Origin of the sequence: Mycobacterium sp., from assembly GCF_049802695.1 — a bacterium.
GTDB lineage: Bacteria > Actinomycetota > Actinomycetes > Mycobacteriales > Mycobacteriaceae > Mycobacterium.
On the sequence record NZ_JBARMY010000230.1, the window covers coordinates 1 to 20933 of the forward strand.

General features: G+C 64.2%; 19 protein-coding genes, 1 other RNA gene and 1 pseudogene. 7 read left to right on the top strand and 14 right to left on the bottom strand.

The features are described from left to right. Together pstS and WA317_RS09210 are read left to right on the top strand one after the other, a co-directional pair. A partial coding sequence (gene pstS / locus WA317_RS09205; protein ID WP_425172733.1) for a phosphate ABC transporter substrate-binding protein PstS occupies positions 1-740 on the top strand: 740 nt, incomplete at its 5' end. Positions 741-866: 126 nt separating this feature from the next. Then, complete coding sequence (locus tag WA317_RS09210; protein ID WP_425172734.1) at positions 867-2069, top strand: PPE family protein; 1203 nt, start codon at positions 867-869, stop codon at positions 2067-2069. A 24-nt stretch (positions 2070-2093) separates the two neighbouring features. Here the strand turns inward: WA317_RS09210 and WA317_RS09215 are convergent, their stop codons facing one another. Both WA317_RS09215 and WA317_RS09220 read right to left on the bottom strand, forming a co-directional pair. Next, the gene (locus WA317_RS09215; RefSeq protein ID WP_425172748.1) at positions 2094-2372 is read right to left on the bottom strand and encodes a DUF732 domain-containing protein; all 279 of its coding nucleotides are present in this window, start codon (positions 2370-2372) and stop codon (positions 2094-2096) included. A gap of 282 nt (positions 2373-2654) precedes the next feature. Beyond that, positions 2655-3014: an Rv2640c family ArsR-like transcriptional regulator gene (locus WA317_RS09220; protein WP_425172735.1), complete on the bottom strand. Its 360-nt coding sequence runs from the start codon at positions 3012-3014 to the stop codon at positions 2655-2657. A 99-nt stretch (positions 3015-3113) separates the two neighbouring features. On the opposite strand from WA317_RS09220, the gene WA317_RS09225 reads away from it, so the two are divergent. After that, complete coding sequence (locus WA317_RS09225; protein ID WP_425172736.1) at positions 3114-3551, top strand: ArsI/CadI family heavy metal resistance metalloenzyme; 438 nt, start codon at positions 3114-3116, stop codon at positions 3549-3551. Further along, a pseudogene (arsB, locus tag WA317_RS09230) lies at positions 3548-5070 on the top strand (ACR3 family arsenite efflux transporter). The gene WA317_RS09225 and the pseudogene arsB overlap by 4 nt, the downstream one beginning before the upstream one ends. Before the next feature lie 743 nt (positions 5071-5813). Here the strand turns inward: arsB and WA317_RS09235 are convergent. Then, positions 5814-7244: a glycosyltransferase 87 family protein gene (locus tag WA317_RS09235; protein WP_425172737.1), complete on the bottom strand. Its 1431-nt coding sequence runs from the start codon at positions 7242-7244 to the stop codon at positions 5814-5816. Between the two features lie 984 nt (positions 7245-8228). Here WA317_RS09235 and WA317_RS09240 point away from each other — a divergent pair. Continuing rightward, positions 8229-9011, top strand: a complete 783-nt coding sequence (locus WA317_RS09240; protein WP_425172738.1) for a trypsin-like serine peptidase — start codon at positions 8229-8231, stop codon at positions 9009-9011. A gap of 198 nt (positions 9012-9209) precedes the next feature. Here WA317_RS09240 and WA317_RS09245 read toward each other — a convergent pair whose 3' ends face one another. The 11 genes from WA317_RS09245 to prfB form a co-directional block, all read right to left on the bottom strand. Further along, the gene (locus tag WA317_RS09245) at positions 9210-10031 is read right to left on the bottom strand and encodes an enoyl-CoA hydratase-related protein (protein WP_425172739.1); all 822 of its coding nucleotides are present in this window, start codon (positions 10029-10031) and stop codon (positions 9210-9212) included. Continuing rightward, positions 10028-10777, bottom strand: a complete 750-nt coding sequence (locus WA317_RS09250) for a hypothetical protein (protein ID WP_425172740.1) — start codon at positions 10775-10777, stop codon at positions 10028-10030. Before WA317_RS09250 ends, WA317_RS09245 begins: the two co-directional genes overlap by 4 nt. A gap of 535 nt (positions 10778-11312) precedes the next feature. Then, positions 11313-11680: a transfer-messenger RNA gene (ssrA, locus tag WA317_RS09255) on the bottom strand. 81 nt (positions 11681-11761) lie between these two features. Beyond that, complete coding sequence (locus WA317_RS09260; RefSeq protein WP_425172741.1) at positions 11762-12604, bottom strand: maleylpyruvate isomerase family mycothiol-dependent enzyme; 843 nt, start codon at positions 12602-12604, stop codon at positions 11762-11764. Positions 12605-12700: 96 nt separating this feature from the next. Beyond that, a complete protein-coding gene (locus tag WA317_RS09265) occupies positions 12701-13546 on the bottom strand; it encodes an EamA family transporter (RefSeq protein WP_425172749.1) in 846 nt (281 codons plus the stop codon). Continuing rightward, on the bottom strand, positions 13543-14040 hold the full coding sequence (gene smpB / locus WA317_RS09270; protein ID WP_425172742.1) for an SsrA-binding protein SmpB: 498 nt from the start codon (positions 14038-14040) through the stop codon (positions 13543-13545). Before smpB ends, WA317_RS09265 begins: the two co-directional genes overlap by 4 nt. Positions 14041-14042: 2 nt before the next feature. After that, the gene (gene ftsX / locus WA317_RS09275) at positions 14043-14936 is read right to left on the bottom strand and encodes a permease-like cell division protein FtsX (RefSeq protein WP_425172743.1); all 894 of its coding nucleotides are present in this window, start codon (positions 14934-14936) and stop codon (positions 14043-14045) included. Next, entirely contained in the window at positions 14937-15626 is a 690-nt protein-coding gene (ftsE, locus tag WA317_RS09280; protein ID WP_425172750.1) for a cell division ATP-binding protein FtsE, read from the bottom strand. Between the two features lie 45 nt (positions 15627-15671). After that, entirely contained in the window at positions 15672-16154 is a 483-nt protein-coding gene (locus WA317_RS09285; RefSeq protein WP_425172744.1) for a hypothetical protein, read from the bottom strand. Next, positions 16151-17104, bottom strand: a complete 954-nt coding sequence (locus WA317_RS09290; RefSeq protein ID WP_425172751.1) for a mechanosensitive ion channel family protein — start codon at positions 17102-17104, stop codon at positions 16151-16153. The genes WA317_RS09285 and WA317_RS09290 overlap by 4 nt, the downstream gene beginning before the upstream one ends. Before the next feature lie 22 nt (positions 17105-17126). After that, positions 17127-18245 carry a peptide chain release factor 2 gene (gene prfB, locus WA317_RS09295; RefSeq protein WP_425172745.1) on the bottom strand — a complete coding sequence of 373 codons (1119 nt, stop codon included), beginning with the start codon at positions 18243-18245 and terminating at the stop codon, positions 17127-17129. 117 nt (positions 18246-18362) lie between these two features. Between prfB and WA317_RS09300 the strand changes: the two genes are divergently transcribed. Together WA317_RS09300 and WA317_RS09305 are read left to right on the top strand one after the other, a co-directional pair. Then, complete coding sequence (locus WA317_RS09300; protein WP_425172746.1) at positions 18363-19727, top strand: FAD-dependent oxidoreductase; 1365 nt, start codon at positions 18363-18365, stop codon at positions 19725-19727. A gap of 42 nt (positions 19728-19769) precedes the next feature. Next, the coding region (locus WA317_RS09305) for a DUF222 domain-containing protein (protein WP_425172747.1) at positions 19770-20933 on the top strand (1164 nt) is incomplete at its 3' end.

Genomic DNA, 20933 nt, shown 5'->3' on the forward strand with positions numbered 1-20933 from the left:
ACCTGCCGATGGTGTTCGGCCCCATCGCCGTCGCCTTCAACGTCAACGGTGTGACTTCGTTGAACCTCGACGGCAACGCTACGGCGCAGATCTTCAACGGTCAGATCACCGCCTGGAACGATGCGGCGATCCAGCTGTTGAATCTCGGCGTGACCTTGCCCAATGAGCCGATTCGTGTCGTGTTCCGCAGCGACGAGTCCGGGACGACCGACAACTTCCAGAAGTATCTCGACACCGCCTCCAACGGCACGTGGGGTCAGCCCGCCGGGAAGAAGTTCAATGGCGGTGTCGGCCAGGGCGCTGTCGGCAACGACGGCGCCGCCGCGGCCGTCAAAGGCACCGAAGGCTCGATCACCTACATCGAATGGTCGTTCGCCCAGTCGCAGCAATTGAACATGGCCAAGATCGTGACGTCGGCCGGTCCGGATCCGGTGGCCATCAGCCCGGAGTCGGTGGGACAGACGATTTCGAGTGCCTGGTTCCTTGGCAAGGGCAACGATCTGGCTCTCGACACCATTTCGTTTTACCGGCCGAACAAGCCCGGCTCTTATCCGATCGTGCTGGCGACCTACGAGCTCGTGTGTTCGAAGTATCCCGATCCGCAAGCCGGTACGGCGGTGAAGGCGTTTCTGCAGACCACGCTCGGCGCGGGGCAAAACGGCCTGGCGGACAACGGGTATATCCCTATCCCGGACGAGTTCAAGTCGCGATTGTCAACCGCGGTCAACGCCATCTCTTGATTCTCGCGTCGTTCACGCTTGCAGTGCGGCGGACGGACGCGTCAACCCTAAGTCTTTCACAAATTTTTTCACCGTCGTCAACGCAATGTTCCGAGAGTTTTCCAACGGTAGTCAACCTGTAAAGCTATGGAGGTCACCAGTTTGCCCCCCGAGGTCACGTCTGCGCTGATTGAATCGGGACCTGGTGCGGAATCGCTGATCGAGGCCTCAACGGCGTGGCAACAGCTCGGTGCCGGTTTGGAAGAATCTGCGGAGAACTATGCCAATGCGTTGTCGTCGCTGGCCGGCAGCTGGCGTGGCCCCTCCTCTTCCGCGATGACGCAGGCCGTCCAGCCGTACATCACCTGGCTGCGCACGACTGCGCAGCAAAGCCAACAGCTGAGCTCGTCGGCGCAGGCCGCGGCGACGGCGTTCAATTCCGTCCGTTCGGCGGTAGTTCCGCTCGCAAATGTCATCGCCAACAGGATGCGGCTGGTGCAGTTGTTGGCCACCAATGAGTTCGGGAACAAACTTCCGGCCATCGCCGAGACCGAGCAGGAATACCAGGAAATGTGGGCCAACAACTCCGCGGCGATGATTCGCTATCAGACGGCCTCGGCACAAGCCACCTCGCTGCCCCAATTCTCTTCACCGCCTTCGATCACCAATCCGGCGGGCACGGCCGCTCAGGCCAGTGCGGTGCCCGCTAGTGCCGCCTCCTCTTCTGCGACGCGCGTTGCTGCCGCTGCAACGCCTGCGGCCCCCGTTGCTGCCGCTGCTGCCGCTGCCGCTCCGATTAACCTTGGCTTTGCGGATCCGACGACCGGCTATATCGGTTTAGCCAATCAATATTCCAACCAGTTCATCTCGTCGGGGTTTCCGATCAACCTGCTCAGCTATCTGGCGCAAAACACATCGGCTCAGGCACTGCAAGGTGTGCAGAGCCAGATCGGCCAGGGTTTGTCGGAAGGTGAATCAGCTCTGGGACCGTTGGGTGCAGGGCTAGGCGCACCGGGTGCCGGTTTCGGTTCACCCGGTGCGGGTGCATTCGGCGGAATTTCCGAAGCGCCCACGGCGGCGATGGGCGCAGGATGGTCGGTGGGAAAGCTGACCGCCCCGCCCGCCGTAGGAACACTGTTGCCCACTTCGCAAGCGGAGGTACGACTCGCTTCACTGGCATCGCCCCTCCCGGTGGGTCAGTCGGGCATGCCGATGCTGCCGCCGCTGATGCCGCCGCCGATCTCACCGGGCACTGGCTGGCGCAAACGAAAGCAGCAGAAGTACGACGACATCGAAATCGGCTTGGACATCAAGGGAAAGGTGATGCCTCGACCGCCATCAGCGGGATGAGCGGGTTCGCCGCAGGGGACGCCGTCAGCTTTCTCCGGCATGCCTTGGGCAGAACGCCGCAACGCTGACGCCGACGAAAAACCCGGCATGGTAGCCGTCGAGATTACTGCTGCCCATCACATCGTTCGCGACGTCGCCTGCCGCCCTACCGGAATCGAGTTCGTCGCAGACCTGATGACCGGCAACGATTGCGGCTTGCGGCGACGCGAAATTGATGCCCTTGGCCTGCAGCGCAGAGACGAAATTGGTGTCGATCGCGTCGGCATGGGCGCTCGGGGCGCTTACCCCCTCGAGAGTGAGCACCGCGACCAACAGGATAAGGCCGGCCAGTGGTGATGCCACAGAGCTGGGCGAACGCACTGGGTGGTCGTCCTTTCTACCTCTCCGCTGAGCACAGGCGCCAGTACTGTTGACGACAAGCCGAGCCGCTGACGTTGCGATCATCGCATGCCACAAATGGATTGATGAAGCCTTGGGCGCGCCTGAAACCTACGAAACCGATCGATAACTTGACAGACTTCTCGTGGGTGCTTTTCGTTGGGCTGCCAGACACCGGTACGCCACCCGCTCAGGAGTGCTGCGAGGCTAGCTGCAGCACTCGGGGTCCAGCGCCGCGCATAACGCCTGCAACGCATCTGGGCGCACCCGGTGATACACGTTCATCCCGCGGCGATCCGACACGACGATCCCAGCTTTGCGCAGTTGGCTCAGATGATGGCTGACCGTCGACTCACTCAGCCCCAGCACCGCGGCCAACTCCCCGGAAATCTCCTCACCGGCAACTGAACTGAACAGATACGACACGATCTTGACCCGCACCGGATCAGCCAAGGCCTTGAGCCGCAACGCGATCTCTAACGCATCGTCATCGCTCAACGGACCCGAGGCCACCGGGGTGCAGCACACCGGCGCCGTCGTGTCGATCACCGGTAATGCTTTGGGCATGGCGTCACTCTGCCAGAGAAGTTGACATATATCAAAAGGGTGGCATGCTGAGCTTGCCAGTAGTTCGATATATGTCTTACAACTTCGAGGTTGGCTCGCATGTCCCGTGTTCAACTCGCTCTGAACGTCGACGACCTGGATACCGCAATTCGGTTTTACTCCAGACTGTTTCGTACCGAACCGGCCAAGCGCAAGCCTGGCTACGCCAATTTTGTGATCGCTGATCCACCGTTGAAATTGGTCCTGCTGGAAGACGCCGACGAGGGCGGGACCCTCAACCACTTGGGGGTGGAAGTCGACACCACCGAGGTCGTAGAGGCAGAGATCGCCCGATTGACAGAGGTCGAAATGGTCACTGAGAAGCAGACCGGCATTACCTGCTGTTTCGCCACCCAGAACAAGGTCTGGGTCACCGGCCCCGACGGTGAGCGCTGGGAGATCTACACCGTGCTGGCTGACTCCGACACCTTCGGTGCAAGCCCCGACGGTATCGCCGAGCACGGCGGAAGTGTGTGCCGGGGCGGCACGCTGCGATGACCGACACGTTTGCCGAAGCCGAGGCGCCTGTTGCGACAAGGCTTTCCACTCTGAACCGACTGTTGCCCATCTGGATTTTGGCTGCCATGACCGCCGGGCTGCTGCTGGGCCGAGTGATCCCCGGCCTGGGCGCCACACTCGGCAAGGTGCAGGCCGACGGGATCTCGTTGCCGATTGCGATCGGGTTGTTGGTCATGATGTATCCGGTGTTGGCCAAGGTCCGCTACGACCGTCTGGACACCGTCACTGGTGACCGGGCACTGATGGCGTCCTCGCTCCTGCTGAACTGGGTGCTCGGCCCGGCCGTCATGTTCGCCCTGGCCTGGCTGCTGCTGGCGGATCTGCCGGAATACCGCACCGGCTTGATCATCGTCGGGTTGGCCCGCTGCATCGCCATGGTCATCATCTGGAACGACCTGGCCTGCGGGGACCGCGAAGCCGCCGCGGTGCTGGTGGCGCTCAACTCGATGTTTCAAGTCGCCATGTTCGCGGTCCTGGGCTGGTTCTACCTCGCCGTGCTGCCCGGCTGGCTGCACCTGCCCCAGACCAGCATCAGCGTCTCACCCTGGCAGATCGCCCGGTCCGTAGTCATCTTCCTCGGCGTCCCTCTGGCAGCCGGCTACTTGTCGCGGCGCTGGGGCGAAAAGGGCAAGGGCCGCAACTGGTATGAGACCCGCTACCTGCCGACAGTCGGGCCGTGGGCGCTGTACGGGCTGCTGTTCACCATCGTGATGCTGTTCGCCCTGCAAGGCCACCAGATCACCACCCGACCGTGGGACGTCGCACGCATCGCCCTCCCGCTGCTGGCCTACTTCGCCGTTATGTGGGGCGGCGGCTACGCCCTTGGCTACGCATTACACCTGGGCTATGGCCGCACCACCACGCTGGCGTTCACCGCCGCCGGCAACAACTTTGAGCTTGCCATCGCCGTGGCGATTGCCACCTACGGTGTCACCTCCCGCCAGGCGCTCGCGGGGGTCGTCGGACCTTTGATCGAAGTGCCCGTGCTCGTCGCGCTCGTCTATGCAGCCTTGGCGCTGCGGCGCCGCTTCCCAGAGCCGACACCACAGGCCGGGCAGCACCAACCGTGACCGGCAAGACGCCCAGCGTGTTGTTCGTCTGCGTGCACAACGCCGGCCGCTCCCAGATGGCCGCCGCACTGCTGACGCATCTGGCCGGTGGTCGCATCGAAGTGCGTTCGGCCGGAACCGAACCCGCTGACCAGATCAACCGGGTCGCTGTCGTTGCGATGGCGGAGTTGGGGATCGACATGGCGGCGACGAACCCGAGGGTCCTCACTGGACAAACAGTGCAGTCCAGCGATGTCGTGATCACTATGGGCTGCGGTGACACCTGCCCCTACTTCCCCGGGGTGACTTACCTTGACTGGACACTTGACGACCCCGCCGGGCAACCCCTCGACGTCGTGCGGCAGATCCGCGACGATATCGCCGCCCGGGTCCGCGCCCTGATCGACGAACTGCTGCTGACCGCCGATTCGACTGCAGCGGAGCGCTAACGCATTACGCTCGCTTTGGTCACGAAGCTCGACCAGCACTGCCGATGCGGCGAAGACGATGGTTGAATCGGCGAGCGGCCTACGCAGACGACGGCCCGGGGGTTGAGTTATGGGGTCGCTCGCACTGCCACAGCTGACTTCGCTGGTTCTCGCGGTTGCCGCCATCGGCGCGACAGGTGGATTCGTCGCCTCTGCCGTTGCGCGGCGAAAGAAGCGACGCGCACGTGGGATTTTCTTCCTGGGATTCTTCTGTGGATTGGTGGCGGGCTCGATCCTGCTCGCACGGCGTCGCGGCCAGAACGCGCTTGGAGCAGTCGCCCGCGGCGTTGACCTCCGTACGCTGATGGCCGGCACGGGCGCCGGCATCGGTCGTTTCGACGTTCACACGCTTACCCTTGCGGCATCACGCGTTCGACCAATATTGTCGCCGCTGCTGGTGCGCCGGCCGCTTCAAACCACGGCGGGCGGCGGCCCTCAGGCCCGCTAAGCAGCGGGTCCGGTCAGTGGAGCTGCCGCAATCGCAACCGGTATAACAAGCCCTGTGAACTGCGGAACGCCGAGATTCACGACGCGAAACGACGTGGAATGACATGGGGATACGCGAGAGGTGTCGACGGCGCACAGTCGGACGCAAATATCCGGTGGGCCCATCGCCCCGCTAGCGCTGTTGTCGGTATCCGTCAAATTCGTGTTGTGTCCGCGAATCTAGCCTCGTCCTAGCGAGCAAGTACACAGCCCCCGGATCAAATTTGCGGAGGCGATTCGGCGCGTATCTGGCACGACCTCAAGAAAACATCTGACTGCGCAACGGCGAGGTTAGCGCCGCCGGTGGTGGCGAGGTCGACGTTGCGGGACGCTGGCGAATCGACCTCAGACACGTCGCTCGCGTCGTCTGGCGTGTCATAGCCGCTCACGCTAGCCACACCACGTGGCCTCAAAAGCGCCGTTGCGAACCAAGCCAGCAACAAGATTGCAGTGAGTGTCCACACGGCGCCGAGCAGATGCTCGAACGGGTTCCACAGCCGTTCCCGCTCATAGTCGTTGGGCAAGAGGTTCCAGGGTGCCGCTAGCACGACCAAGGCAACGGCGAATCCTGCAACAAAATTGTGAACCCCGCCGACCACTGTCCAGCGCACCAAAAAGTACACCACCGTCGCCGATAGCCACACCCAGTGATGACCCCACGACACCGGCGAGCAGAGAAGACCGGTGAAAGCGGCAGACAACATGCCCGCGAGCGTGTCTCCGGAACGCCGGCTGACCTCAATCGCGACGGTCGCCAGCGCCAAGACCAGCACCGTCACTACCCCCCAAATCACGCCATGCACGGAGTCCAGGGCAGGGATGCGCGTTATGACGCCACGTACCGACTGATTCGAGGCAAACGTCAGGCCGCCGAATTTCCGCGGATCAACAACCATCGAGGTTAGATACCGGGTGGTATCCGAGGGACAAACGAGCCAACTCAGGGCCAATGCCGACGTAGCGGTGGCCAGGGACACGGCGAGCGCTCGCCACTGCCGGGTCACCAGGAAGTAGCCGACGAAGACGGCGGGCGTCAGCTTAATCGCTACTGCGAGGCCAACCAGCAGACCGCGTGGCCAGGGCAGGTGTGGCACCAATACGTCGAGCGCGACCGCGGCGGCCAGTATCAAGTTCACCTGGCCAAACTCAAAGGTGGCTTTAACCGGCATGCTGAACAAGAAGATGACAGCCGCGGCGAACACCACGGTGGCGGTCTTGACCGATATCGGCGCGGTCAGCGAACGCCAGCTCCGAAGCCGACCCCAGTCGTGTAGCGCGGCGACAACAGTAACGCCGAAGAAGATAGTGCAGGCGGCGGCGTTGAGAAGGACCATCAACACTTTCGCGAGGCCTGCCGGCACGATGGCCAGCGGAATGAAGAGAAGGGCCGAGAACGGCGGGTAGATGAATGCCAAGCCGTACGGAGAGTGGTTAACTGCGGCGAAGTCGTGCGCATAGAGCGAGTGGTCCGCGAGTATCGCACGGCCGGCAGCGCGGTAGACCAGCAAATCCTCGAAGCCCAGATCATCGCCGTGGACGCCGACCAACCGGACGAGGACAAACCACGCAAGCACTACGGTCGTCGCCGCTAGCGTCGCCAGAGTGATCCAGCTTGCGGCGCGCGTGCCATCGGGACTCCACCGGCTCACTTGACGCTTCCCTCCCGATAGTTTCAGTCCCGTCGGCCCAAGAACGCCTCCCCGACGGTCGAACGTGGCCCGGTGAACTGGTGTGTATCACATCTTCGGGCTTCCCGTTGACGAACGACTGACCGGTGGTCGAAGAGCCTAATAGTCCGTATCTGCAGGTCAAAGGCATTTCCTCGTCGGGCTGACCAGAAGTTTAACCTGCGACCACCTGCCCCCATGAAAAGTGCTTTCAAACTGCGTTCTGATGTTTACCGTTTCCACCCTTCCTTACAGCTGGTAGATGGTTTTGGACGCCGCAAGTCACCGGTAGACGCCTTGAGATAACCGGCCATTCGTCTGGTTGGCGTAGTTGCAAGACGGCCTTAAACCTTCGCTGCGCCAGCCTGCTGAATGTGCGGTGGCGCACCACCCACCAGCGCTATTGCGGACCCGACGCTGCCGCCAAAGTCGGGGCGGTTGAGGCGGCAATCAACCAACGCAATCTGTTGCGGAGCTGCCGGGAATCGAACCCGCCGCTCTACCAGCCAAATGGGTGCTGAGCTGCCAGTTCGCTCCGTCTCGATCCAGTTCAGTCGCGCTCTTTACCTGCGGTTTCGTCTTCGAGTCTCGACGACGTCAAGAGCAAGTCAAAAGGCAATATGCCGACGGCCTTGTCGAGTGGCGCATCATGCTTAAGACGTCGAACGAGAAGTAGCAACCGACAAGACGCGCGCGCTAGCCGCAGCCTTATCGATCGCGCCGACGTCTTGGCCGATCCGCCTTGACGCAATCGCCGGTCACAGCCAGCGGGATGGGCTGAGCCGCCGCGCTCACGTCGACTGGTGGACGTGTCGTAGCGGCACCCGCTTGTGCGTTCGAATACAGTGGCACTAAATTGCATTTCGCATTGAAGATCCGTCTCGGCCAGGGGACGATTTGTCGGCCACTCGAATCGCCGCACTGAAGCGCCTTAGACCGCCGCGCTTGCGTCATGATGAAGCCTCGATGCGTGTTCTGGCGATGGTCCTGGGCCTGGTGTTGCTGCTGGCGGCCTGCGGTCAACCCGCCGGTTCGGTACGCACCACTGGCATGCGCGTACAGCTTGCCGACGACCCTAACAAGATCCCCGTCGCAGGTCCGGTGAACCCCGACCCACGGGTGGGCGCAATTTTCCTGGGCGGCGGTAACCTGCACACCTGCACAGGCTCCGTGGTGCACTCGTCCGCGGGCGACCTGATATTGACCGCTGCGCACTGCCTGGTCGAAGGTGTCTCGACAACCTTCGTTCCCGGTTTCGCCGACGTAGCCGTGCCGTCCAACATCTGGACGATCGATGCCGTATACCTCGACCCACTTTGGGTCGCGTTCAAAGATCCACGTGTTGATTACGCATTTGCGCGAGTCAGCCGCCTCGGCGGCGGATCGATCGAGGCGCAGGTCGGCTCCGCACTGTTGCTCGGCACAGCGCCCGCATCGGGTAGCCAAGTCAGCATCATTGGCTATGCGGCCGGCGGCGGAGGCACGCCGATCGGTTGCCAAAACAGCGCGGGGACCAGCCCGGATGGTTACCCCTCGTTTCTGTGTTCGGGCCTGGTCAATGGCACCAGCGGCGCGCCGTGGATCACGGGGGCGACGGTCACCGGGGTGACCGGCGGCTTCCAGGGCGGCGGGTGCACCCCATGGCTGTCGTATTCGGCGCCGTTTAGCGAACGCACCGCAGCGCTACTAGACCGTGCCGAAGCGGGTGGCCAAGGCGAGGATCCGCCGATCGCCTTTCTTAGTTGCTAGCTCTGGCCGCTCACCTGGTTAGCTGCGGAACGGTTGAGCGCGCCCAACTTTCCGCTCGTTCAGCGCGGCCTGACCGATGTGGACCATCTCGGTGGCGTTGCGAGGAATGATGATTGACTGTCGCAGCCAGCGAGTTCGACGACAGAGCTTGCAGGTGTTTCCCCGCCGTGCACAGCGACAAGGACCCGAGAGGCTAAGTCACCGGCCCTGAAACCGCGGCTCCCGTTTCTCGACGAACGCCAGGGCCGCCTCCCGATGGTCGGCCGTGGAGCCGGTGTGTACGTGATGGGTTACCTCGAGGTCCATGCACTCCTCGAGGCCACCGTGCACGGCCCGGTTGAGGTTCTCCTTCATGTACCGGAAGGCCACTGACGGACCCCCGGCCAGGCGCCGGGCCCGGTCCATCACCTCTTTCTGGAGATCGCCTGCAGGGAACACGGCGTTGACTATCCCGAGAGCTTCGGCTTGTGTCGCGCTCAGACGTTCGGCGAAGTAGTACAGCTCTTTGGCTTTGGCGGAGCCGATCAGACGGGTGAGGAACCAGGTGCCGCCGTAGTCGCCGGCGAAGGCCACGCGCGCGAACGCGGTAGTGAAGATGGCAGTGTCGGCGGCGTAACGGAGATCGCACGCCAGCGCCAGTCCCAACCCGGCGCCGGCAACCGGACCAGGGATCTGGGCGATCGTCGGCTTCGGCATGCGCCAGAGCTTGCCGCTGGTCGCCTGCTGATTGAGACGCTGGCGATGGATGGTGGCGTCGATCGTCACTGCCGGTCCGTTGCCGGCGTTGCGGTCGGCCATGGCCTTCACGTCGCCGCCGGCCGAGAACGCGCCGCCGGCGCCGGTCAAAACGACGCAGCCGACCGCGTCGTCGATCTCGACGCGGGCCAGGACGTGTCCCAACGCTTCGACCATTTCGTTCGAGAAGGCATTGCGGCGAGCCGGCCGGTTCATGGTTATCACAGCCACGCCGTTATCGACAGAGGCGAGAAGGTCCTCGGTGCCGGTGTCGATGGTGGTCATGGCGTACCGACCACGAAACGCACCCCGGCGATTTCCGCCACCGGTCCTTCACCCTCGGGCAGCCCCTCCATGCCCGGAGTCAACCACAGCTCCGTGATGCCTTCGGCCCGTCCATCCTCGACCGACACGAACCGTAGGGTTTGGCCGGCGGCGCCTAGCCGGACCAGCGCCACCCCTTCCGCCATCTCGGCGTCAAGACCGAGCGCCCGGGCCCACCGTTGGGCGGCCACGCCCGGGTCTTCCACCGCCACCGTGATGCCGCTGACCCCGCCGGCCGGATGGGCGGGCACCGATCCGGTCCACGCCGGTCCGCCCCATCTCCACGAATCGGCCGGCGACGCCCAGTCGAGCGAGACGATGGCGCCAGGGAGGTCCTTCGGATGCAAGTGGCTGCTGGCGATGTCGCCGAGGTCCACTTGCCATACCACCCGCACGCCCATATCCGTCACCCGCCGGCGAGCCTCCTCGATGGACGGCATCTGGAAGATCGCCATGTAACCGCTGTCCGCCCCGCGGCGGGCCAAATAGCGCCCGGCCGTGGTGTCGGGCTGGGCGGGTGACACGACTTCCACAAAGGAGATGCCGACCGGGAACACGGCGTTGATCAATCCGAATTCGCCGACCCCGGCATCGTGGAAGGGATCGGGCCAGCCGAACGTCTCCTGCAGTGACATGGCGGTCTTCTCGCACTCGTGGGCCACCAGCGCCACCTGCCGAAGGCGCGGACCGGCCAGCGAATCAGGCATCGGCTCCGTCCCTTTCGCGATTTGCGACCACCGTACTCCGGCCTGGAGACTAGGGCAGAGCCGATGACCGAAGTCACGCTGACCATCCGGCCAGCCCTAACGTTGGAACCGGCGCGGTTCATAGGTGCGTCCAACCAGGCATGGATGACGTTGAACGCGAAGCGATCCTGCTGAGGGGCTCGACCCGGTAGCGAGCCGCCCCCGAACCCCTATGACCCGCACCCGCAGTATCCCGACCACAGGCGCAATGGCCAGTGGGCGCCGAACAATAGCGGGTGCGATGGATACCAAGAGGAAATCAGGGTTCCGCCGTCGTACGACCGGACATGGGTAGATCCGCCCGACGGTGTAGGCGTGGCATCAAGAGGTTTCGACATGCTCAACAATCACAACAGTTCCTGAAGTCCGCTGCAAGATCCGGCGTGCTGCCGTCCGGGGGTCGGTGTGATTGCCGGATACTCTGTCCATACATGCGCAGTAGGGCCCCGGCGGAAGAGGGCCCACGACGGCGACGCTGCACTGGCCTGGTATTACTTAGTGGAGCTGCCGGGAATCGAACCCGGGTCCTACGGCATTCCCTCAAGGCTTCTCCGTGCGCAGTTCGCTATGCCTCTACTTGGATCTCCCGGTCACGCGAACAAGCCGAGATGACGATCCCAGTCGCTGTGAGTGTCCCGATATGTCCCGCGACCGAACACATCGGTGGATCCCTCTAGACGATGCCAGGGTCCGGGCCGAGGGCGTTCCCGGTCTGACAGACCAGCCGTCGCTTAGGCAGCGAGGGCGTAGTCGCGCTGATGTGAATCGGCGCTTAATTGGTTGCAACGACGCTTACGGTGGTCTCTTGCCTGCACCGGCACGCTTCCCTTGATTCGATGCGCGAAGTCGAAACCGTTCAGCCCCTCGCATCCCCGCCACTTTCGGCAGGACAACTCATGGTACGCGTTCTGCAACAACAAGGCAGTGAACATTCATCCGCGGGGCTCAGATTACGTAGTTGAGATGTTGGACGACGCGGCCCGCGACGTCGAGGTCGCCGGCCAGTTCGACGGCCTTGTGAGAAGCCTCGCGTACCCGGCCGGCGGCAAGCCGGGTGAACAGCAAGCCGTCGAGTCTGATCGTCGACGTGGGCACCTGACCGCCGAAATCCTCGACGACCCGGCCGCGATCCTCGATGACCACGTGGATGCTGCGCTCGAGCGCACCGGTCAACTCGAACAGGATGCGCGACCCGTTAGGTGCTTTGCCCAGCTTGCCGACCACATATCCCATGCTGGCGGTCATCTCGTCGAGTGCCAGCCGCGGCGCCGCACCGCGCAGGTCGGCGTCAGCTGCCGGCCGTCCGATGGCGTCTCGGATGTCGTGCTCGTGCACCCAGCAGTCGAACGTCCGTATCCGCATGAACCGGCCGTAACTGTCGGGCCCGGCGGGCGTCATCGTCACTGCGTTCCACTCCGCGTCGGACATTTCCGCCAGCAGCTTGCGCCGATCGTTCGTCACAGCCAGAAGTAGCTGGTGCAGTTCGGCGTCTGATTGCGCGCCGAGATGCTGCACCCAGCATTCATTCATCGCAGCGAAATCGTTGCGCACATGCTTCAGCGCGCGGACGTCTATATCGACTTCGGGCAGGGCGGATCCGAGCAACGTGCTTTCGGTGCCGATGATGTGCGATACCACCGCGCGCACATCCCAGCCGGGCAGCGGCGTCGGGGAACGAAACTGCTCGTCCGGCAGGTCGGTCAGTAACTGGTCGATGGCCTCCCACGCCCCGAAGAGACCTGACAGGACATCGGACTTGGCGAGTTCGGTGACCTGATTGGCGGCCATGCTCGGATCGTAAACCGAATCGGCTACGGAGACGTCAGCTTCCCCAAGCGAACATCAGGACATCGCTGACCAGCAGGAAGACGCCCGCGGTTCGGGTCAACCGCCGGCAATCATCGCCACCGAGACCAGCGCCAGCGCCATGCCGACCACCTGCAACCGGTGCACCCTCTCGCGTAGCACCACGATGGCCAGTACGACGGTGGCCGCCGGGTACAGCGAGACCAGAACGCTGGCCAGCGAAAGCAGTGAACCACGCAGCGCCAACAGCATGGCGACATTTCCGATGGCGTCGAGCAACGCTGCGATCAGCGCCATCCGCATCGCAAACCCGGTCGGCAGCTCGAGGTGACGGGTTACGGCGGCCACGCCGAGTACCAACAGCGTCGCGGAGATCCGCCCGAACAGCAGCGGCCACAGCCGGGACTCGGCCGGGGCCTGGTCGATCAGAACGAAGTTCAGCCCGAACGCCAGTCCGGAGCCGACCGCCAGCCAGGCCACCTTCGTGGTGAACCGGTGCGGCTTGGTGTCCTCGTCAGTGGCTTCCTGGCTGACCAACACCACCGCGATCAACGCCAGCCCGATGCCGACGGCGGGCACCTGTCCGGGCCGCTCCCCCAGCACGATCCCGGCTGCGACCGGTACCGACGCGGTCAAGACCGCGGTGAGCGGCGACACCACCGCAATCGGGCCCGCGCCGAGCGCCGCGTAAAACCACCATGCGGCCAGGGCTTGGCTGAGGCCGCCCAGCAAGCCCCAAAACACCGCGCCGCGGGTGAGCGGGCCCCCGGCGCTGACCGCCAGCACACCGAGCAACACCATCGCGACCGGGTAGGACACCAGCACGACTCGCAGAGCGGGTGCGCGGCGCGACGCGATGCCGCCGACGAAGTCGCTGACACCGAAGCTGAACGCCGACAGTAGCCCTAGTGTGACCCCGATCAGGTCATGCCCTTGACTCGTCGCCCCAGCTCGCGAACCACTTCGCGTTGAGCATCCCGGCGAGCCATGTCCTGACGTTTGTCGTGCGCCTGCTTACCACGCGCCAGCGCCACTTCGACTTTGACCTTGCCGCCGAAGAAGTACAGCGACAGCGGAACCAGTGTGTAATTGCCATCGCGCAGCTTTCCCACCAGCGTGTCGATCTGGCTGCGGTGCAACAGCAGTTTGCGATTGCGCCGCGGAGCGTGGTTGGTCCAGCTGCCGTGGTGATACTCCGGAATGTGCAGGTTGCGCAACCAGACCTCGCCGTCGTCGACGGTCGCGAACGCGTCGGCCAGCGACGCATGCCCCTCGCGCAGGCTCTTGACTTCGGTGCCGACCAGCGCCACCCCGGCCTCGTACACCTCGACAATCGAGAAGTTATGCCTGGCTTTGCGATTGGTCGCGACGATCTGCTTGCCGTCACCGCGCGGCTTCGCCGCCGCTTTCTTGGCCACTGCTACCGCCGCACGTATACCCGCAGGGTCGCATACGCCGTCAGACCGGCCATCACCACGCCCACCACGAACAGCCAGGGCGAGATATAGAGGATGTCGGCGTAGTCAACCCTGGCGATCAGATTCGCTTGGTAGAACTGGCTGAGCGCGTTGTCCAGGAAAAGTGCCCGCACCACCAACAAGCCGATGACGGCGATGAGCACACCGATTGTGGCGGCCAGCATCGCCTCGACCAGGAAGGGCAGCTGGGTGTACCAGCGGCTGGCACCGACGAGCCGCATGATGCCGACCTCGGTGCGCCGCGTGTAGGCCGCGACCTGAACCATGTTGGCGATCAGCAGGATCGCGCCAACCGCCTGCACCAGCGCGACGGCGAATGCGGCACTACTCAAACCGTCCAACACCGCGAACAGCCGGTCGATCAAATCCTTCTCGTTGAGCACATGGTCGACGCCGGGCTGCCCCTGCATGGCGGCGTCGAAATCTTTGTGCTCTTCTGGGTTCTCCAGCTTGACGATGAACGACGCCGGAAACGAGTCTTTGCCGGCGACGTCTTTGAACTGCGGGAATTTGCGGATGGCGTCGGCGTAGGCCTCGTCGCGGTTGAGGAACCGCCATGATTTGACGTCGCTGCGGTGGTCGATCTTGTCCTTCAGCGCCTTACACGGATCGGCTGCGCAGGTGGCGTCGTTGGCCGAGACGTCGTTGGTGAGGAAGACCTGGGACTCGACCCGGTCCAGATATATGGCCCGGGAGTTGTCGGCCAACCGGACCACCAGCAGACCGCCGCCGAACAGACCGATCGAGATGGCTGTGGTGAGGATCATCGCCACAGTCATGGTGACGTTGCGACGAAGGCCCGTCAGGACCTCGTTGAACAGGAAGCCGAAGCGCACTTAGCGATCCATCCCGTACACGCCGCGCTGCTCGTCCCGCACCAACCGGCCCAGCGACAGTTCGACGACGCGCTGACGCATGGAGTCGACGATGTGGTAGTCGTGCGTGGCCATCAACACGGTGGTGCCGGTGCGGTTGATCCGCTCCAGCAGATCCATGATGTCGCTGCTGGTGTCGGGGTCCAGGTTGCCGGTCGGCTCGTCGGCCAACAGCACCAGTGGCCGGTTGACGAAGGCGCGGGCGATGGCGACGCGCTGCTGCTCGCCGCCGGACAGCTCGTCGGGCAACCGAACAGCTTTACCGGACAGGCCGACCATCTCCAGCACTTCGGGTACCACCCGGTTGATGGTTTCCTTCCGCTTGCCGATGACTTCCAACGCGAACGCGACGTTCTCGAAAACGGTCTTCTGTTCCAACAGTCGGAAGTCCTGGAAGACGCAGCCGATCACCTGGCGCAGGCTGGGTATATGCCGGCCGGGCAGCTTGTTCACATGGAACTTCGACACCCGCACATCACCGGTCGTGGGCTTCTCCGCGCCAAGCAGTAGCTGCATGAACGTCGACTTGCCTGATCCCGACGGACCGATCAAGAAGACAAACTCACCCTTGTCGATCTTGACGTTGATGTCGTCCAACGCCGGGCGCGCCGACGATTTGTACTGCTTGCTGACGCGGTCGAGGGTGATCATCACGGCACGCCAGTGTAGCTGTGAGCGATGGCGGGGCCAGGCACGCTATCCCCCGGGTGGCGGGAGGCGGGGAATCGGGCCGGGCGCCGGACTGGACCCCGGCGGTGCCGTCGTCGGCGTCGCCGGTGTCGGAGTGCCCGGACCGAACGGCGGCGGCAGCACAGGAAGCTGGAATAGCGGCGGCGGAGTCGTCGTGGTCGTGGTCGTCGGCGGTGGTGTCGTCGTCGTCGGCACGGTGGTGGTCGGCGTCGGTGTCGGCGTGTAGTAGCTGGGCGGTGGCTGTTGCACCCGGGTGCGCGGCACCCAGGTGTAGTTGGGGTCGGGCACGAAGCCCGGCGGGACCACCTGCGCCGGCGGTTGACCGGGCTTGGTCGGCGGGCGATAGGTGTCGTAGGTCCATAACACCGCAAAGAACACGACGATCAGAACCGCCGTCGATGTGCGGATACGTCCGCCGAGGAGGTAACCGGGCCAGTGCCGGTCTGTGTCTCGGCTGTGGTCTTCCAGGACGTTCAGCGTTAGTTTCATCGGCGACGCACCGACTCGCGGGCCCGCTCATGAGGTTCCTCTTCGGCCTGCGCGGCCGGAGCGGCCGGATCGTCGACAACTCCCACCTTCGCGTCGGCCGCCGTCACGATCCCGGCGTGCGCCAGCGCCCGGACCACCAGCACCCGCAGTTGCCGGCCCGCCTCGAATTGCTTGCCCGGCAGTGTCCGGGCCACCAAGCGCAAGGTCACGGTGTTCAGCTCGATGCTTTCCACGCCCATCACAGTGGGTGCGTCCAACAGCAACTCACCCAGCAACGGGTTGTCCCGCGCGCGCTCACACTCCTGGCGCAGCACCTCATTCACCCGGTTGAGGTCGGTGCTGGTCGAGACTGGGATGTCCACCACCGCGCGCGCCCAGTCCTTGGAGAGGTTGATCGTTTTGACGATCTGGCCGTTGGGGATCGTGAACAGCTCTCCATCAGGTGAACGCAGCCTGGTCACCCGCAACGTCACGTCCTCGACGGTGCCGCGCGCCTCGGCGGCGATCCCCCCCACCGTCAACGACACCAGGTCACCGAAGCCGTACTGCTTCTCGACGATGATGAAAAACCCCGAGAGCAGATCCTTGACCATCTGCTGGGCACCAAAGCCCAGCGCGGCACCCAGCACGGTGGCGGGTGCGACGAACCCACGCACGGAGAACTGCAGGACGTCGCCGATCTGAACGATGACCCAGATGGCGATGATGACGATCGACACCCACTGGATGACCGATGCCACGGCCTGTCGGTGCTTGGTAGCCTCCGAGCGCACCAAGGCGTCGCTTTCGGCAAAGCCGGCGTCGAGCTGCCGGGTCACCTGTTGCGCCACCCAGCTGACGAAGCGAGCCGCCAGCACCGCCGCGATCAGCAGCATGACGATCCGCAGACCGCGGGTGATGATCCATTCGCCGAACTCGCCGCGCCAGAAATCGTGCCAGCGATGTGCCATTCCTACAGCGAGATACGTTTCGTTAGTTTTCGTCATCTTTTCGATTGCGCCACCGGATGCCTGCTTCCAGGAATCCGTCGATATCTCCATCCAGGACTGCGGTCGGGTTGCCCACCTCGTAGTCAGTGCGCAGATCCTTAACCATCTGGTACGGGTGCAGTACATACGAACGCATCTGGTTGCCCCAGGAGCTGCCGCCGTCACCCTTCAACGCGTCCAGCTCAGCGCGTTCTTCTACGCGCTTGCGCTCCAACAACTTTGCCTGAAGAACTCGCATCGCTGAAATCTTGTTCTGCAACTGCGACTTCTCGTTCTGACAGGTGACGACGATACCGGTCGGGATGTGGGTGAGTCGAACCGCCGAGTCAGTGGTGTTCACCGATTGGCCGCCGGGCCCGCTGGAGCGGTAGACGTCGACGCGGATGTCGCCTTCAGGAATGTCGATGTGGTCGGTGGTTTCCACCACCGGAAGCACCTCGACTTCGGCGAACGACGTCTGGCGGCGGCTCTGGTTGTCGAACGGGCTGATCCGAACCAGCCGGTGGGTACCCTGCTCGACCGACAACGTGCCGTAGGCGAACGGCGCGTGCACTGCGAACGTCGCGCTCTTGATACCGGCCTCTTCGGCGTAGGACGTGTCGAACACCTCGACGGGATACTTGTGCTGCTCGGCCCACCGGATGTACATGCGCATCAACATCTCGGCCCAGTCGGCGGCGTCGACGCCGCCCGCACCGGAGCGGATGGTGAGCAGTGCCTCGCGCTCGTCGTACTCGCCGGACAGCAAGGTCCGCACTTCCATTGCTTCGATGTCGGCATGCAGCGCGGTCAGTTCGGCGTCGGCCTCGGTGCGGGTGTCGGCAGCAGCGGCGCCGTCCGCCTCGTCAGCGAGTTCGTACAGCACCGGCAGGTCATCGAGGCGGCGGCGCAGCTCTTCGACGCGGCGCAACTCGCCCTGGGCGTGCGACAGCTCGCTGGTCACCCGCTGCGCCCGTGCCTGGTCGTTCCAGAGATTCGGGTCCGACGCCTCATGCTCGAGCTTCTCGATGCGGCTGCGCAGACCGTCGACGTCGAGCACCCGCTCCACCGTCGTCAGGGTGGAGTCGAGCGCGGCGATGTCAGCCTGACGGTCGGGTTCCACAGCTGCTCAGGGTACCGGCGGAGTGCCGAGCCGTGACGACGCGGGCTGCGGCGGTTGCGCGCGGGGCAATCCAGAATGGCGGAGCTACCAGCGAGTAGGCGTTTAGCATCAATCGATATGCGTCCATACCATGTTGCGATCGTCGGCTCCGGTCCATCGGGTTTCTTCGCCGCCGCATCGCTGTTGAAGGCCGCCGAGGCATCCGACGAGATCGACGTCGCAGTCGACATGATCGAGATGCTTCCGACGCCGTGGGGCCTGGTGCGTTCCGGGGTTGCTCCTGATCACCCAAAGATCAAATCGATCAGCAAGCAGTTCGAGAAGATCGCCGAGCATCCGCGATTCCGTTTCTTCGGCAACGTCGGGATCGGCGAGCACGTCGGGGCCGGAGAACTCGCCGAGCGTTACGACGCGGTGATCTATGCGATCGGGGCGCAGTCGGATAAACCGTTGAACATCCCCGGTGAAGACCTACTCGGCAGCATCGCCGCCGTCGACTTCGTGGGCTGGTACAACGCGCACCCGCACTTCGAGGAGATGACGCCCGACCTATCCAATGGCCGCGCCATCGTCGTCGGCAACGGCAACGTCGCTATCGACGTCGCACGCATCCTGGTGACCGACCCCGATGTGCTGGCGGCCACGGATATCGCCGACCACGCCCTGGAATCGCTGCGGCCGTGCGGCATGGAAGAAGTGGTGGTCATCGGGCGGCGGGGTCCACTACAGACGGCGTTCACCACGCTGGAGTTGCGTGAGCTCGGCGAGCTCGAGGGTGTCGACGTGGTGGTCGACCCGGCCGACCTCGAAGGGATCAGTGACGACGACGCCGCGGCAGTAGGCAAGACCACCAAGCAGAACATCAAGGTTCTGCGCGACTATGCGGCCCGGCCACCGCGAACCGGACACCGGCGAATAGTGCTGCGATTCTTCACTTCCCCGATCGAGATCAAGGGCCACGGCAAAGTAGAAAGCATCGTGCTCGGCCGAAACGAGCTGGTCAACGACGACGGCCGGGTAGTCGCGAAGGACACCGGCGCGCGTGAGGAACTTCCGGTCCAGCTGGTGGTGCGCTCCGTCGGGTATCGCGGCGTGCCGACGCCAGGGTTGCCGTTCGACGAGAGGAACGGAACGATTCCCCACGCCGACGGACGGGTGGAGGGCAGCCGTAACGAGTACGTCGTCGGGTGGATTAAACGCGGGCCAACCGGAGTGATCGGCACCAACAAAAAGGATTCCCAGGAAACGGTCGACACATTGCTGGCCGATCTGGCCGCCGCCGGCGATTCCGGGTTGGCGGATTTCGGTGACGACCATGCCGACAAGCTGGCCGAATGGCTGCTGTCGCGTCAGCCGAAGCTGGTCACCGATGCGCACTGGGAAATGATCGACCGCTTCGAACGAGAGGCCGGCGAGCCGCACGGCCGTCCCCGGGTCAAGTTGTCGAACCTGGCGAAGTTGCTGCATATCGGCCACGGCTGACTTCTTGGGCGATTGTCGTCGGGGGCGGGTACTCTCGAACGTATGTTCGATAAATTGGTGTCAGTCGACCCGAGTGCCGACGAGCAGGCGCTGGTTCGGCGCATCACCGAGTTGGAGCGGCTGAAGTCTGCCGCGGCGGCCGGTCAAGCCCGCGCGGCCGCGGCGCTGGACGCCGCACGGCGATCGTCGGAGGCTGCGGTGGGAGTGCCGACGCCGCGCCGGGGCCGCGGGGTGGCTTCTGAGGTCGCACTGGCCCGCCGCGATTCGCCGGCTCGCGGCAACCGGCACCTGGGTTTCGCCAAAGCTCTGGTTCACGAGATGCCTTACACCCTTGCGGCGCTTGAGCACGGGCTTCTGTCGGAATGGCGGGCCACCCTGATCGTCCGGGAAAGCGCGTGCCTCGATGTCGAGGACCGTCGGGCTTTGGATGCCGAGCTGTGCGGCGAGCCGACCGATCTGGACGGCATGGGCGATGCGCGGGTGGCCGCCGCGGCCAGGGCCATCGCCTACCGGCTTGATCCGCACGCTGTTGTGGAGCGCGCGGCCAAGGCGGAGAACGAACGCTGCGTCACAGTACGTCCGGCGCCCGACACGATGACCTATCTGACGGCGCTTTTACCGGTCGCCACAGGCGTGTCGGTGTATGCGGCGCTGCGCCGTCAGGCGGACACCACCTTCGATGGGCGGTCGCGCGGGCAGGTGATGGCAGACACCCTGGTCGAACGCGTCACCGGCCGAAGCACAGCAACGGCGCCGCCGATCGCAGTCAACCTCGTGTTGTCGGACGCCACGTTGCTCGGCGACGACGACACGCCGGCTGAAGTCGGTGGCTACGGCCCGGTCCCTGCTGCGGTGGCCCGTCACCTGGTGGCGACGGCGGCCGACGACCACCGTTCACGGGCGACGCTGCGCCGGCTCTACGCCCATCCTCAGTCCGGGGCCTTGGTCGCCCTCGAATCGCGGGCGCGGCTTTTCCCCCGCGGGCTGGCCACCTTCATCGGTTTGCGTGACCAGCGTTGTCGCACGCCGTACTGCGATGCACCGATTCGGCACACCGACCATGCGCAACCGCACGCTAAAGCCGGCTCGACCAACGCGGTCAACGGACTCGGCCTCTGCGAGCGGTGCAACTACGTCAAAGCAGCCGCCAGCTGGCGGGTGACTGCGTCTGTCGACAAATCGGGTACGCATACAGCGGAATTCACT